The organism is Bacillus cereus group sp. BfR-BA-01355, from assembly GCF_022663675.1.
GTDB classification, from domain to species: Bacteria; Bacillota; Bacilli; order Bacillales; family Bacillaceae_G; genus Bacillus_A; species Bacillus_A thuringiensis_S.
On record NZ_JAKUFY010000004.1, the window covers coordinates 46,807 to 62,231 of the forward strand.

The window sequence follows — 15,425 nt, forward strand, 5'->3', positions numbered from 1 at the left end:
TAGTTTATTCTGAAAAATTAAAGTCTAAACGTAAAATATAGGTTTTTATCACAATTTTTTATTATAATATATTTTCTTCAACTACGCTACATATCCCTTTATTTTTTCATCTTACATTTCAGGATGACAAACTCACACCTTGAATATACTAAAAGACAAAGGAGTATAAGTATAACCATTACACTACAATCTATTACAAAATCCATAGATATCATATTTCACCAGAGCGAAAAAAGCACATTCACCTTTGGTAAATGTGCTAAAACATTTTTTGGTTTTGCACTGCATTCACAATAATATTTGCTGTTTCTTCAATCGCTTTATTGGATACATCGATTACTTGGCAATTTATTTTACTAATTACTTCCTCAAAGTGATCAATTTCTTCTTGAATACGATTAATATTTGCATACGTTGCTCCATCACTTAATCCAAGTGATTTTAATCGTTCTTTTCGAATATGATTTAACTTATCTGGCGTAATTTTCAAACCGAAACATTTTTCTTTTGCCACTTGATATAGTTCTTCAGGTGGGTCAACTTCTGGTACGAGTGGTACATTCGCAACTTTCAAGCGTTTGTTATGAGCTAAATATTGAGAAAGTGGTGTTTTTGATGTACGCGAAACACCAATCAACACGATATCTGCTTTTAAAATACCTCTTGCATCTCTGCCGTCATCATACTTCACAGCAAACTCAATCGCTTCAATTTTTTTAAAGTATTCTTCATCTAACCTACGGACAACACCTGGCTCATACCTCGGCACTTGCCCCGTAATTTCTTCAATTTGATCAATAAGAGGGCCGATAATATCGTATGCCTCTACCCCTTCTCTTGCAGCCTCCGTCACTAAATACTGGCGCATATCAGGCTTAACTAACGTAAAACATATAAGTGCTTGATTACTCTTAGCAATCGAAATCACTTCTTTTAATGTCCCTGTATCTTCTACATACGGTACACGTCTAATATCAGGAGCAAACGGGAATTGCCCCATTGCTGCTCGAACAACCAAATCAGCCGTTTCCCCTACAGAGTCAGATACGACATATACGATTTTATTATCCATTACATTACCTCACTTTAAACAAATTACACTTATTCGTTATTTACTAAATTTACAAACGCACGTGTAATATTTGTTTTTGTAATTCGCCCAATCACTTCTAAACCTTGTTTCGTATCTTTTACAACTGGCATTGCATCAATCTGTCTTTCTATTAATTCCATCGCAATATCATATAAAGAATCCTCTCTACGACACATCGCAATGTTTGGCATCCTTGTCATGATAATATTAACCGGAAGAGAGGTTAAATCCTGCTTTCCTAAGCTCGCTCTTAATAAATCTTTACGAGACACAACCCCAACTAATAGAGTCATCTGATCTACAACGAACAATGTACCAACGTCCTCTAAAAACATCGTACAAATTGCATCGTATACGGAAACATTTTTATCAATTACAACCGGTCTAGATTGATAATCTTGTACTTTAATTTTCTTAACAGCTTCAGATAATAGCTGTCCCCCAGTTTTACCCGTATAAAAATAACCTACACGTGGACGTGCTTCTAAATAACCAGCCATCGTTAAAATTGCTAAGTCTGGTCTTAGCGTCGCACGTGTTAGACCCAATTGCGCTGCAATTGATTCCCCTGTAATAGGACCGTGATCTTTTACAATCTGAATGATATGTTCTTGCCGTTTATTCAGCTCTATGATAATCACCACCTTTAATGCACAACGAAAAAAGTTATACTATCTCTTAAATATTATATACTAAATATGCTATTCGAAAAAGAAAGTATGTAAAAAGGACCGTATACGGCCCAAAATTATATTTGAAACTTATCAAGTTGTTCTAAGAAACGTCTTGATTTCAAATAAATTCCGCAATATTCATCATAATATGTATTCAATACTAAACGCATTTGTTTTTTTGTGCTATCCTTTACCGATACATTTCCGAGCCTATGTAAATCGAAATGGAAGAAAAGACGTAATAATTTATGAACAGCTTCTCCTACCGGTATACGATATGGGTCTTGCTCTGCATGACGTGAGCACAGAAAACCGCCTTCCCTGACGGAGAAGGCGACAAAGTCTGTTTCTTGATGACAAATCGCACATATATCAAAGTACGGGCGCATCCCTAATACCGGAAGCATTTTCGTTTGATAAATTAATGATAATACTTCTGAATCAACACCCTCACACATATAATGCAACGTTTGATATAACATTTCAAATAAATACGGATTATGTTTTTTATCTTCTGTTGCTTTATCAGTTAACTCAACAATAAATGATGCATAAGCAGTTAAAAATATATCCTCGCGAATTTCTTTCATAGTTGAAATAATCTCGCCTTGTTGCAATGTTCCAAGCCCTGATCCCATTTGAATAAGAAAATGGCCATGTGTCATTAATTGCGACACAGATGCTAACCGGCTTTTCGGTTTTTTTGCCCCTCTTGCCATTGCACTTATCTTACCAAGTTCTCTTGAGAATATTGTAACAATCTTGTTCGTTTCTCCGTAATCTGTCGTACGGATAACGATGCCCTCAACTTTTTGAAACATGTTCGTCACCATCCAAGGTTTGAACAAAACGGGTCAAGAAATTGGAGAGTCTAGATGTGCTAGCTCCTCTTCATGTTGATCCATCTCATCGTTTACGTCTTTTTCCATTTCTTTCAAAAGCAAGTACGTTTCAATGCTTCCTGTTTTGGAGAAAAACTTCCAGGTAAAATCTAGCATAAGAATCCACCTTTCTCAATAAGCGTAGCCTATAAACCAATTTCCTTTGTTGTTATTAAATTGACCCATTTTGTCCATTTTCATGTGAGAAAAATTTTTCCTAATTTATCAAAGTTCATAAAAACCAATAATCAGCGGATGAACAAACCATCCACTGATTACAGCTTTACTATATTTTAATACTCGTCTTCACGGAAACCAAGGTCTCGAAGCTGTGACAGCTTGTTACGCCAATCTTTTTGCACTTTTACCCATACTTCTAAAAATACTTTAGAACCAAGTAGCGCTTCAATATCAAAACGAGCTCGCTTACCAACTTCTTTTAACATTTTCCCTTGTTTTCCGATGATGATTCCTTTTTGCGATGCACGTTCAACAACAATCGTTGCATTTATATAAACTGCGCCGCCCTCACGCTTTTGAATCGCATCGATAACAACAGCCACAGAATGCGGCACTTCTTCACGTGTTAAATGTAGTACTTTCTCACGAATAAGCTCCGCAATAATAAATCTCTCCGGATGATCCGTTACTTGATTATCTGGATAGTATTGTGGTCCTTCTGGTAAATACTTTTTAATTGTTCCAATTAAAGCATCCACATTATTACCGTCTAACGCAGAAATTGGTACAATCTCTGCAAACTCATGTAGTTTACGATATTGATCAATTAACTCTAGTAATTGTTCTGGATGAAGTTGGTCAATTTTATTAATTACTAAAAATACTGGTTGTTTCGTTTCTTTTAATTTCTCAATGATGAATTCCTCACCACGACCAAATCCTTCAACTGCATTGACCATAAACAGAACAATATCAACTTCTTTCAATGTCGTTTGAGCCATCTTTACCATGAAGTCGCCTAATTTATGTTTAGGTTTATGTATTCCTGGTGTATCAATGAAAATAACTTGTGAATCATTTTCTGTATATACACCTTGAATTTTATTACGAGTCGTTTGTGGCTTATCACTCATAATAGCAATTTTCTGGCCGATAATACGGTTTAAAAATGTAGATTTTCCAACATTCGGTCTGCCAATAATAGAGACAAAACCTGATTTATAACCTTTTCTATTCATGTAAATCCTCCGCTAAAAATGCTCCTGGTAACAATTCTCCGACTGTCGTCTCTTGAACGTCACCATGTAAATTTGATAAGTATACTTTCGTATCCTGTTTACATAATTCTACCATAACTTGTCGACATGCTCCACAAGGAGGTACTGGACGCTTTGTATCTGCTACAACCGCAATGGCTACAAATTCTTTATCTCCTTCAGAAACCGCCTTAAATAAAGCTGTTCTTTCAGCACAATTACATAAGCCATATGATGCATTCTCAACATTACATCCACGATATACTTTTCCATCGCTCGTTAATAATGCTGCACCTACTTGAAATTTAGAATATGGTACGTACGCTTGTTTACGCGCTTCGATTGCTTCTAAAATTAATTGTTTACTATTCATATTCCCGCATCCTTCCTGTTCACAGCTATGAAGAGATACACTCTCTCATTAAAGGCCCTTACGGCACTTCCAAAGCTTAATAAAAGCTTCGGAATGCAACTATACCATATACGGTAAAAAGATAATAGCACCAATTATAACAGCTATAATTGCAAACAATAAAACCGCTCCTGCTGCAACATCCTTTGCAATTTTTGCAAACGGATGAATATCAGCAGTCGCTAAATCTACTGTTTTTTCTACAGCCGTATTTACCATTTCTAAACTCATTACACTCCCTATTACAATAAGTAATATCATCCACTCTATTTTCGTAATATGGAAATAAAAGCCGCAGCATATAACAATGACTGCGGCTAAATAATGAATTTTCATATTTCGTTCATGACGAAGACAAAAGAACATACCAGCTATAGCATATCCAAAACTATCTATAAGTTTTCCTTTTTTCATCGTCCTAATCCAAAAGCTTCTAAAATTTCTTTTTGTCTTCCGAACATTTCTTTTTCTTCTTCTTCTGTCATGTGATCAAAACCAAGCAAATGTAAAAAGCCATGTAACGCCAAAAATCCAAGTTCACGATCGAAAGAATGGCCGTACTCTTCAGCCTGCTCTTTCGCCCTTGGAATAGAGATAATAAGATCACCTAACATGCGCGGCATCTCTGCACCAACAATCTCCATTTCCCCTTCTCCCATCTCTTCCATGGCAAAGGATATTACATCTGTAGGTTGATCTTTATCTCGGTAATCACGATTAATTTCTCTAATGCGCTCATTATCTACAAATGTCACCGATACCTCCGCGCCATCCTCGATATTTTCCATTTGAGCTGCCTTTTCTAACACTTCACGAATTAAACTCATATACGCTTCTTTTACTTCTTCTGTTTCATCAATAAAATCAATTAACAAACTCATTCTTTCTCCTTTTCTTCCGGAATTTCCGGATATGTAATACGCGAATGGAAAATACCATTTAACGTTTCACATAACGTTTTCCCAACGATTTGTAGTTCCTTAAACGTCAAATCACATTCACTAAATTGACCGTCTTGCAATCGATCTTTAATAATGCTTTGCACTAAATTATTAATTTGTTCTGGCGTTGGGTGATTCATAGAACGTACCGCAGCTTCTACACTATCAGCAATACCAACAATTGCCGATTCCTTCGAAGTTGCTTTTGAACCCGGATAACGGAACATCTCTTCTGTATATTTTTCTTTATCTTCTTTAATCGCTTTATAATAAAAATATTTCAGTAACGTTGTACCGTGATGTTGCCCAGCGATATCAATAATTTCTTGTGGAATATGATATTCTTCGAGCATTCTTACTCCATCCGTTACGTGAGCAATTATAATATCTTTACTCGTTACAGGATCTAATTTATCATGCGGGTTTTCAATCCCCATTTGGTTTTCAATAAAGAATTGTGGTTGTACTGTTTTTCCTACATCATGATAATATGCCCCTACACGCGCTAATACACCATTTGCCCCGACTGCTTCGCAAGCAGCTTCAGAAAGATTCGCTACCATTACACTATGATGATATGTCCCTGGCGCTTCTAACAAAATTCTGCGTAAAAGCGGATGATTTGGACTTGATAGTTCCATAAGCTTCATACTTGATACGATTCCAAGTCCACTTTCTAAATATGGTAAAATCCCCATAGCCAAAACGGATGATATAATCCCTGAAAGTGAAGCCATTAATAATTGCGTACCAATTTCAAGAGGCGAAAAATTCCCATTACGTAATAATAAGAGCGCCGCCAATACGACTACATTTAATACAGAAACGAGTATACCAGCTTGTAAAATCATTGTACGACGATTTTTTTCTCTCAAGAAAATACTAACCGATAATGAACTTAACAATACGTAAATCCCTACACTATAATTTAATGTACTCGTTACTCCTTCATTAAACATAATACTTCCGCATACAGAAAAAATCATACTCGTTAAAAAGACAAATCGATCACCAATCATTAATTTCACAAGTATTGTTCCCATCGCAACCGGGACAACATATGCAATCCCTGCATATTCAAGTTTTTGAAACAAACTAATGATTTTCATTAAAACGATTGTGATAGACAAAATTGTGATATACGCTAAAACATACGGTCTATCTTCTCTTTTTCTCTTTAAAAATAATTCAAATTGTTTATGCATAAAGTATAGTAACACACCAATGAGTACCGCTAATCCAACATAAGGTTGAAAACCGTTCCCTTTTTCTAACAAGCCAACTAATTTCAACTGATTATACACATCACTTGAAATTGTTTCACCTTCTCTAACGAGAACTTGTCCTTGAAGAATATAAACAGGTGGAACTAAATCTTCCTCTGCTTTTCTCTTCTCTTTCGTTAAGATCGGGTCATAAAAATAATTCGCTGAAATTGCATATCTTCCTAGCGCCTTAATTGACTCTTTTAAACCATTATCAACATTAACACTATTCATCTCACTTACATATCGTTCTTTCGCATCTTTCAATTCGTCCATTTTAATGTGCTCAGTCATGATACTATTAATCGCTGTGACCGCAGCATCTTTCGCTAATACTAATTGGCTCGAATCTGCATTAATCAAATTTAGTAAGTTTGAATCAGATAATTCTTTCGTTAAGTCAGCGGGTAGTTTCTTTTTTAACTTGTCCACTTTCTCAGCATCAGTCATCTTTTTTTGATCATCCGGTCCAACAGCTTTAATCTCTTGCACCACTTCATCCACTTTAGCAAAGACGTCATTCACAATATCAACTTTATTTTGTTTATACTCACTTTTATATGTATATTGATCTTCAACTTTTGTAGAGGCTTCTTTTTTCTTTTTATCCGTTGTAACTTTATCTTCAATTTTTATAGGAGAATGGATTGTCTTTTTCGCAATAGAATACATGTTAACATCTAATTGCTCTGGTTTTACATTATTCATAAGCGCAAAAAACAGCACTGCTCCTAATACAACGTAAGAAATCCAACTTAGTTTTTTCGAATGTTGTAAATTACGAAACCACTTAGAAATTTCTTGAGATCTTGACATGATTTCAATACCTTCTCCTCTCCAGAAATAAAGTGAAACTATTTATAGCTTTCATTTCTTCTACCCAACGATACTTTGAGGTAACATTTTATACACCAGTACCTATAGTTTATTTTCCTTATCTTTCATGATAGTAAAAAATATGCCGTTCGCCAACCTTATCATACAAAAAGAAATGATCCTGACAAATAGGATCATTCCATTTTATCATATGCCTCAATAATACGTTGCACCAATGGATGTCTGACAACGTCTGTTTGTTCTAATGTAATAAATGACAGACCTGATACACCAGATAAAATATTAGCAGCTATAGATAGCCCTGATTTTACCCCTTTTGGCAAGTCTACTTGTGAAGGGTCCCCTGTAATAACCATTTTAGAACTAAAACCTAATCTTGTTAAAAACATTTTTATTTGAGCACCCGTTGTATTTTGAGCCTCATCTAAAATAACAAATGAATCATCAAGCGTACGCCCCCTCATATAAGCAAGCGGCGCGATTTCAATTACTCCTCGTTCCATCATACGCTGCGTATATTCTTGTCCAAGAATATCATGTAAGGCATCATATAATGGGCGTAAGTATGGATCTACCTTCTCTTTCAAATCCCCTGGTAAAAAACCTAAATTTTCTCCAGCTTCTACAGCAGGTCTTGTTAGAATGATTTTCTTTACATATCCTTGTTTTAAAGCTCTCACAGCCATTACTACGGCTAAGTATGTTTTTCCAGTTCCTGCAGGCCCTATCCCAAAGACAATATCATTCTTCTTCATTGCATGAATATATCGTCTTTGCCCCATTGTTTTTACACGAATGGATTTACCTTTTGCAGTCTTGAAAATTTCTTCTTCATATAACTCTTCAAATTGAGCAACTTTCCCTTGTTGTGCGAGCTGAATTGCATACGCAACATCTCTCTCTGAAATTGATATACTTTTACGAATTACAACAAGTAATTGCTGTAAGATTTTTTCTACGAGTGTCACCGTTTCAACTGCCCCAGATACATGAACAGTTTCTCCTCTAGTTACGATCGATACATTCAGTTCTCGTTCAATTACTTTTAAATGCGCATCATTGACTCCAAAAAGAGCGATTGCTTCGTTAGTATTTTCCAATTGTTGGTTCATTTCTACTAATTGTTCTGCCATTACTCAGTCTCCTTGAATATCGGATTCGGATATTGGTTGTGGCTCTGCAATATTTTCAATCACAGTATAATGCAATGTGACTTTTAGTTGATCCGCCTCAACCTCTTTACTCAAAATCTTATCACTTACAATCATAGCATGTTCATCCAATTTTTTCTTTAGTTCTTTTTCGGCCATCTCTTTCGCTACTTTCAGCGCTTGCTTTTCTGTATATTCTCGGTTCGCTTCTTCCTCTTCTCTCACAACATCTTTTTCATATGCAATCGGCAGTGTAAAACCAAATAATTTCACATCATGCTTTACGCTTTCAGTACGAGAGCGTTTATACTTATCATGTTGAAATCCCCATATTTTTATTTTCGTACCCCCAAATTTAAGAAAATGTTCATTGTATACATTACCAGTATACACTTGGAATTGCGTCTTTAACGGGACATCCACCTTAGATGTATACCACGTTTCACCATACACAATACCTTTCGCTGAAACAATCGTTGGACTTTCCTCATTACCATATATTCCCGATACGAGAATCTGCCCTTTTTCCACATGATCATTTTTCAGTACAACCGGCTTTCCAACTTCTACAAACGTTTTTGTAATAATCGCTTCTTTTTTTGCTACTAAATTTTGCGGCATTTGTTCCTTTTCTTTTTTCGGTTCGTTTTTTTCAACAATTTTAAAATGATACGTCGTTCCTCTTACTTCTAATCCCGCCCAAGTAATGGCATTAATATTATCTGTCAAATGGCGTTGTACATCTTCTACATTCGGCATTTGAAACTGTAGTTTTCCTTTTTTAATACCCATTTTATCCAATTCTTTCATCAATATATATTCTGTTTCAGGTTTTGCTCCTGTAATTTCAATTTTCCAAACCATATTGGACATTGCAATCACGCCAAAAAAGAAAATTAAAAACCCAATTAAAAATCCACTGTTTTTAATTAAACGCTTATTCCAAAAAGGAAAACCATAACGTCCAATAAAATATAATTTACATTCATTTTTTCTATAAATTGGTTTTATTTTTTTCACATCGCGTAACAACATACAAAAAACTAACGTTTCATCAGCTATCTTCTTAACATCCCAAACTAATAAATTCCTCCGTACACATTCATTAACAAACCGTTCCGCTCCTCTACCTTCAATTCGCACTTTTACATATCCAAGCCACTTTATAAACCATTTATTTTTCATTTACCACCTTCACTACCTTTCTAAAAGTAGATTTGAAGCATTAAAATAGCTCGTACTAAAATGAAACAAAGTAAAACTGTAATCGATCTCTATCAACGAAACTTTTACAGGATAAAGAAGAAAAACTTCACTAATGGAAGTTTCACTTCAATCACCTTTTTTTTCATTTTCTAAAAATGTTACTTGCTCAATTATCCCTTCGAGCAAAAGCTCTTCTGGAAGAATCGTTTTAATAACAAAGGATTGTCCTTTAATTAGTAATTGACCGTGTTTTAAAAGCAATCGCACTTCTTTATCTGAAAACACTAATAGTCCCCGATGATTTTCTATATAAATATGTATTTGCCCAACAAGAGTAATCCGAGGTAGATCCATTAATACATCCACTGGTAGGTCTACTTGTTTTGTTAACCAATTTTTCATTTGTTCTAATTTCTTCATCTCGAAAGACCCCCCTCTCATCCCATATATGTATTTCTTCACAAGTGCCTATCGTGTTATAACGACTTCACTAACATAACTATATTCTGTAAGAGTTCATATCATGTTAATAAAACAGTCGCTATATGAAATCATATTTATCGGGACAATGATGGATCAGAGGATGTGATCCTTAATAATAGAAGTATTAATACAAGAATATGCGCCCCTAGGGGATATCAGTACAAGTTGCATGAAGAAATTGAGCCTAGTGAGAAGTTAGAAACTTGAAAAACCCTGTTACAATTTGTTCTGGGCGTGACATACTGACCATAGAATAAGTAGTTGTCATTCATTAGACAAATGAAATAAAATTCGAAAAAGAAATTGCTCCACTCTAAATTTTACGTTGTAAGTAAGAATACTTTATAGGTAGTTGTTATATGAATTTCAAAAAATATTAGGATTCACTAAAAAACAAAAAAATGAATTAATAAGCGAGGAAATACGAAAGGAAATTGGATTTAGTCAAGAAATTTTGAATGTTATAAAACAAGTCACTGACAGTAGCATCTAGCCCTTCTATGCAACTGATTCAAAATCTAAAATAGCTGGAGTCTCTGTCGTTACCTTTGAAGATTATGCTGAACAGCAAGTTATAAAACTTCAATCTGAGCTTCAGCCCCCCATACTTAGCTTTTATTTGTGAAAGAAGTTTTAGTCAAGGAAGTAAGAGTAAGTGTAGAATTGGAAGTATACAAGGAAATGGCCAATTTGATATCCTTGCAATCCAACCAACAAATGGCGTTAATTACGAAGTTAGCAATAAAGATGTTATTTTTAAACTAAGAAAACGGAATGATCGCTATCCTTTTATCATAATCAGTGCAGATTATGACTGGGTTGATACCATTTTTAGCGTGTTACCTACAGACGCCGAAATGCAATCTTTCGCGCAAGAAACGTATGAATTTTGTCCAGATATAGTGGAACAAGGAACAGAAAGCATTGAGGAGTTAGTCGAAGAAATTAAGAAAACGAAAAAGCTTTTTTTATGGTGGGATTAATCATAACTAAGGCCGTTACCCTTTTTTACATACCAGAGGCGTTTCTATCACTTACAGAAACGCTTTTTAAGCAATATAGCGTTTTTCCTTAATAAGAACAATAAAAAAACGTCTCATACGAAATGAGACGTTTTTTTATGCTAATAGCTGGATAACTAACTTATTCACAAGTGATCCGTCTGTTTTACCTTTTACTTTCGGCATAACAGCAGTCATCACCTTACCCATATCTGCTTTAGAAGTCGCACCAACTTCAGAAATAACTTGTTTGATTACATCAACTAGTTCTTCTTCAGTTAATTGCTCTGGCAAATATGCGCTTAAAATCTGAATTTCACTTTGCAGTTTATTAACAAGGTCTTCACGACCAGCTTTTTTAAATTCAAGGAGGGAGTCCTTATACTGTTTTACTTCACGAGCTAAAACTGTTACTTCCTCTTCTTCAGTAAGAGTATGTTGCAGTTTAATACCTTCATTTTGTAAAGCAGCCTTAACCATACGAATAACGGTTAATTTTTCTTTTTGTTTATTCTTCATCGCTTGTTTCATATCATCGTTTAAACGACCGAGAAGACTCATAACTTACACCCTCTCTTAGAATTTACGCTTTCTTGCCGCTTCAGATTTCTTCTTACGTTTTACACTTGGTTTTTCATAAAACTCGCGCTTTCTTGCTTCAGCAAGTGTACCAGTTTTAGAAACCGATCTTTTAAAACGGCGAAGTGCATCCTCCAAAGACTCGTTTTTACGAACGACTGTTTTTGACATTCTCTTTCCCTCCCTCCGAAACATCACACTTACATACTAACTTCAGCATGCAAAAAGAAACACTTCTTCAGCATGTCTTTTACGATTATAATACATTTTATCACTTCAGGTCAACTATTTGGCAGAATAAAAGAAGAATAGAAGCATTTCCTTTTCAAAAGTTATACAAATATCTAGTATCCTTCTTTCATGAAGACAACTATATTTTTATCATTTCAACTTTTTTCATAAAGGGATGCACGAAACGCCTCCCCACCTTCTAGTACTTAACCGCTTCAAATAAAGAAAGCATGCAAACCATTTCCGGTTGCACGCTCTTTTTTATGCGCTTGCTGATTCTTTTTTCACATCATCTTCAAGAACACGAACAAATTGCGCTTCGTTATATGGATAGCCAGCTTTCGTAATTTTCACTTTCACTAGCTTACCAATTAATTCTTCTGATCCTTCAAATACAATTTTCAAGTAGTTATCTGTATACCCTACATATAACCCTTCACGGTCGCCGTCTTTAAATTGCTCTTCTGGAATGATTTCAAGCACTTCACCTTCAAACGCTGATGCATATTCTTTCGCTAATTGATTAGATAGCTCAATTAAACGATGAACACGATCGTTCTTCACATCTTCAGGAACTTGATCTTCCATGCGTGCTGCAGGTGTTCCTGTACGTTTTGAATAAGGGAACACGTGTAACTCAGAGAAGCGGTTCTCTTTAATGAAATTGTATGTTTCCATGAATTCTTCTTCTGTTTCACCTGGGAAACCAACGATTACGTCAGATGTAATCGCAAGGCCTGGTAACGCTTCTTTCAAACGATCTAAACGCTCTTGGAAGAATTCCATCGTATATTTACGACGCATACGTTTTAATACAGTATTAGAACCAGATTGCAACGGAATATGCAAGTGACGTACAACTACTTCAGATTTATCTAACACTTCAATTACTTCATCTGAAATTTGACTCGCTTCAATAGAAGAAATACGAAGACGTTTTAATCCGCCTACTTCCGCTTCCATATCACGAAGTAATCCAGCTAAGTTATAATCTTTTATATCTTCGCCGTATCCACCTGTATGAATACCCGTTAATACGATTTCTTTATAGCCTGCATCCACTAATTGTTGTGCTTGTTTAATAACCTCTTTTCCATCACGAGAACGCATTAAACCACGCGCCCAAGGAATGATACAGAATGTACAGAAGTTATTGCAACCCTCTTGTATTTTTAAAGACGCACGTGTACGATCCGTGAAATAAGGTACATCAAGTTCTTCGTACACACGTGTTTTCATAATATTGCGGACAGCATTAATTGGTTGACGCTCTTTACGGAATTCTTCGATGTAACCTAACATCTTTTCACGATCCTGTGTACCAACTACAATATCTACACCTGGAATCGCCATAATTTCAGCTGGAGATGTTTGTGCATAACATCCCGTTACGCAAATAACTGCATCTGGATTTTGACGCACAGCACGTCTGATTACTTGACGGCTTTTTTTGTCCCCAGTATTCGTTACTGTACATGTGTTAATAACATAAACATCAGCTTTCTTTTCATATTCTGTTCTTTCATAACCACCTTGTTTAAACAATTGCCAAATGGCTTCTGTTTCATAGTGGTTTACTTTACAACCTAACGTATGGAACGCAACAGTTGACATTGATCATCACCCCATCAATTCAAAATGATACGAAGCAGCACTTAACGCGTATAACGGCGCCGTTTCTGTTCTTAAAATTCTTGGTCCTAAACTACATGGTACAAATTTATGTTCACGAAGCGCTGTAATCTCTTCCTCAGCTAAACCGCCTTCTGGGCCAAATACAATCAATAGCTTTTGACCTGGTTTCATTGTCGTTAAAGCTTTCGCAAAATTAGATTTCTCGCCTTGTTTTGCTTCCTCTTCGTAAGCAACAAGACAAACATCATAATCACCACTCATTGTAAGCAGTTGCTTAAATGATGCCGGAGCATGTACTTCCGGAATTTCACTTCTATGTGATTGTTCCGCAGCTTCTTTCACAATTTTTCTTAAACGCTCAACTTTTTTATCAGCTTTTTTCGCATCCCATTTTACGATAGAGCGAGATGCTTGAAATGGTAAGAATGCAGCTGCCCCAAGCTCAGTTCCTTTTTGAAAAATCAACTCTAGCTTGTCTCCTTTTGGCAGTCCACTTGCAATCGTCACGAAAACAGGAAGTTCACTTGACGCCTCTACCCATTCTACAATAGCCGTATTAATAAATTCACTGGTAATTTCATCAATTGAACATACTGCTGTTTTTCCGTTTACACAGCAATAAATTTGATCGCCAGCTGTCATACGCATTACTCTCGCAATGTGATGTACATCATCACCTACAATGCGAATTTTTGCTTCACTTACATGTTTTTCTTCTACAAAATAACGTTGCATATAATCACCTTAGTAGAGTTTCGTTCCTTTCGTAAGTCAACACTTACGAAAAGAACGAAATATTATCATTTTTCATATAACAAACGGCAAGTCCCTCACCTTATAGTGAGAGACTCCCCTTTTCATTATAGACTAAAATCTATATTACGCATTTCGTGCAATAATTGCTACCCAATCTTCCATTCGTAACACTTCTTCAATTGTAAATCCAGCTTGTTCTAACGCCTCAGAAATTACTTTTTCCTTCACAGCAATAATGCCCGATGTAATAAATAATCCACCTGACTTCACAACTCTCGCTGCATCTTCAGGGAATAAAAGAATAATTTCTGCTAATAAGTTAGCTACGATTAAATCAACAGGACCTTCAATACCTTCTAAAAGACTATTTTGCCCAACAGACACGATATCATCTGTTTTATTTAAACGCACATTCATTTCTGCACTTTCAACTGCAACCGGATCTAAATCATATGCTTGAACAGAAGACGCACCTAATTTTGCCGCTGCAATACTAAGCACACCAGAACCTGTTCCTACATCAATGATAGCGTCACCTGGCTGTACTGTTTTTTCTAAAGCACGAATACACATCGTTGTTGTTGGATGAGTTCCTGTACCAAACGCCATACCTGGGTCTAATTCAATGATTTTTTCATCAGGAGAAGATGGTGTATATTCTTCCCACGTCGGTACGATTGTGAATGTATCAGAAATTTGTACTGGATGGTAATATTTTTTCCAAGCAGTAGCCCAATCTTCTTCATTGACTTCGTTAACGGTAATATTTCCAGTACCAATTTCAATGTCGTAAGATGGAAGCACATCAATAGATGATTTTACACCTGCAATCGTTTCATGTAAAGAATCCGTTTGCGGGAAATATGCTTTTATTAATACACCTTCCGCCGGATATTCATCTGGATTCAATGCATAAATTTCACCATATTGTTGCTCGCGCTCTTTCGTTAACTCCGCTGGATCCTCAATCGCAACTCCGCTAGCACCAGCTTCATGTAAAATATGAGAGACAGCTTCTACTGCTTCTTCTGTTGTATGAATACTAATTTCTGACCATTTCACA

General features: G+C 35.7%; 17 protein-coding genes and 1 pseudogene. 1 reads left to right on the top strand and 17 read right to left on the bottom strand.

All coding sequences use genetic code 11. From position 1 onward, the window contains the following. Positions 1-259 precede the first annotated feature (259 nt). The 12 genes from MR167_RS02400 to yqfC all read right to left on the bottom strand — a co-directional run bounded on the left by MR167_RS02400 (position 260) and on the right by yqfC (position 10,097). The gene (locus tag MR167_RS02400) at positions 260-1,072 is read right to left on the bottom strand and encodes a pyruvate, water dikinase regulatory protein (RefSeq protein WP_000368949.1); all 813 of its coding nucleotides are present in this window, start codon (positions 1,070-1,072) and stop codon (positions 260-262) included. Between the two features lie 29 nt (positions 1,073-1,101). After that, the gene (gene ccpN / locus MR167_RS02405) at positions 1,102-1,734 is read right to left on the bottom strand and encodes a transcriptional regulator CcpN (protein ID WP_000583756.1); all 633 of its coding nucleotides are present in this window, start codon (positions 1,732-1,734) and stop codon (positions 1,102-1,104) included. Positions 1,735-1,841: 107 nt separating this feature from the next. Then, positions 1,842-2,588: a DNA repair protein RecO gene (recO, locus tag MR167_RS02410; RefSeq protein WP_242313834.1), complete on the bottom strand. Its 747-nt coding sequence runs from the start codon at positions 2,586-2,588 to the stop codon at positions 1,842-1,844. Positions 2,589-2,621: 33 nt separating this feature from the next. Next, entirely contained in the window at positions 2,622-2,765 is a 144-nt protein-coding gene (locus MR167_RS02415) for a YqzL family protein (protein WP_000883924.1), read from the bottom strand. Positions 2,766-2,941: 176 nt separating this feature from the next. Next, the gene (era, locus tag MR167_RS02420) at positions 2,942-3,847 is read right to left on the bottom strand and encodes a GTPase Era (RefSeq protein ID WP_001080236.1); all 906 of its coding nucleotides are present in this window, start codon (positions 3,845-3,847) and stop codon (positions 2,942-2,944) included. Then, positions 3,840-4,238, bottom strand: a complete 399-nt coding sequence (locus MR167_RS02425) for a cytidine deaminase (RefSeq protein ID WP_001086287.1) — start codon at positions 4,236-4,238, stop codon at positions 3,840-3,842. Before MR167_RS02425 ends, era begins: the two co-directional genes overlap by 8 nt. Positions 4,239-4,337: 99 nt before the next feature. After that, entirely contained in the window at positions 4,338-4,691 is a 354-nt protein-coding gene (locus MR167_RS02430; RefSeq protein ID WP_000715475.1) for a diacylglycerol kinase family protein, read from the bottom strand. Continuing rightward, positions 4,688-5,158 (bottom strand): rRNA maturation RNase YbeY, encoded by a 471-nt coding sequence (gene ybeY, locus MR167_RS02435; RefSeq protein ID WP_106082350.1) that lies wholly within the window; start codon positions 5,156-5,158, stop codon positions 4,688-4,690. The genes MR167_RS02430 and ybeY overlap by 4 nt, the downstream gene beginning before the upstream one ends. Then, on the bottom strand, positions 5,155-7,299 hold the full coding sequence (locus MR167_RS02440) for an HD family phosphohydrolase (RefSeq protein ID WP_000091515.1): 2,145 nt from the start codon (positions 7,297-7,299) through the stop codon (positions 5,155-5,157). The genes ybeY and MR167_RS02440 overlap by 4 nt, the downstream gene beginning before the upstream one ends. 194 nt (positions 7,300-7,493) lie before the next feature. Continuing rightward, entirely contained in the window at positions 7,494-8,453 is a 960-nt protein-coding gene (locus MR167_RS02445) for a PhoH family protein (RefSeq protein WP_000840522.1), read from the bottom strand. Positions 8,454-8,456: 3 nt separating this feature from the next. Continuing rightward, positions 8,457-9,656 carry a sporulation protein YqfD gene (gene yqfD / locus MR167_RS02450; protein WP_000792496.1) on the bottom strand — a complete coding sequence of 400 codons (1,200 nt, stop codon included), beginning with the start codon at positions 9,654-9,656 and terminating at the stop codon, positions 8,457-8,459. 147 nt (positions 9,657-9,803) lie between these two features. After that, entirely contained in the window at positions 9,804-10,097 is a 294-nt protein-coding gene (yqfC, locus tag MR167_RS02455; protein ID WP_000732269.1) for a sporulation protein YqfC, read from the bottom strand. A gap of 415 nt (positions 10,098-10,512) precedes the next feature. Between yqfC and MR167_RS33290 the strand changes: the two are divergent. Beyond that, positions 10,513-11,143 (top strand): annotated as a pseudogene (locus MR167_RS33290) (DUF4253 domain-containing protein). Between the two features lie 135 nt (positions 11,144-11,278). Here MR167_RS33290 and MR167_RS02465 read toward each other — a convergent pair. From MR167_RS02465 to prmA, 5 genes are all read right to left on the bottom strand, one after another. Then, the gene (locus tag MR167_RS02465; RefSeq protein ID WP_000054582.1) at positions 11,279-11,722 is read right to left on the bottom strand and encodes a GatB/YqeY domain-containing protein; all 444 of its coding nucleotides are present in this window, start codon (positions 11,720-11,722) and stop codon (positions 11,279-11,281) included. A 15-nt stretch (positions 11,723-11,737) separates the two neighbouring features. After that, the gene (gene rpsU / locus MR167_RS02470; RefSeq protein ID WP_000048061.1) at positions 11,738-11,911 is read right to left on the bottom strand and encodes a 30S ribosomal protein S21; all 174 of its coding nucleotides are present in this window, start codon (positions 11,909-11,911) and stop codon (positions 11,738-11,740) included. 321 nt (positions 11,912-12,232) lie between these two features. Further along, the gene (gene mtaB / locus MR167_RS02475; RefSeq protein ID WP_000108679.1) at positions 12,233-13,585 is read right to left on the bottom strand and encodes a tRNA (N(6)-L-threonylcarbamoyladenosine(37)-C(2))-methylthiotransferase MtaB; all 1,353 of its coding nucleotides are present in this window, start codon (positions 13,583-13,585) and stop codon (positions 12,233-12,235) included. Between the two features lie 6 nt (positions 13,586-13,591). Then, a complete protein-coding gene (locus tag MR167_RS02480; RefSeq protein ID WP_242313836.1) occupies positions 13,592-14,341 on the bottom strand; it encodes a 16S rRNA (uracil(1498)-N(3))-methyltransferase in 750 nt (249 codons plus the stop codon). A 144-nt stretch (positions 14,342-14,485) separates the two neighbouring features. Beyond that, positions 14,486-15,424, bottom strand: a complete 939-nt coding sequence (prmA, locus tag MR167_RS02485) for a 50S ribosomal protein L11 methyltransferase (protein ID WP_242313838.1) — start codon at positions 15,422-15,424, stop codon at positions 14,486-14,488. Position 15,425: the final 1 nt, after the last annotated feature.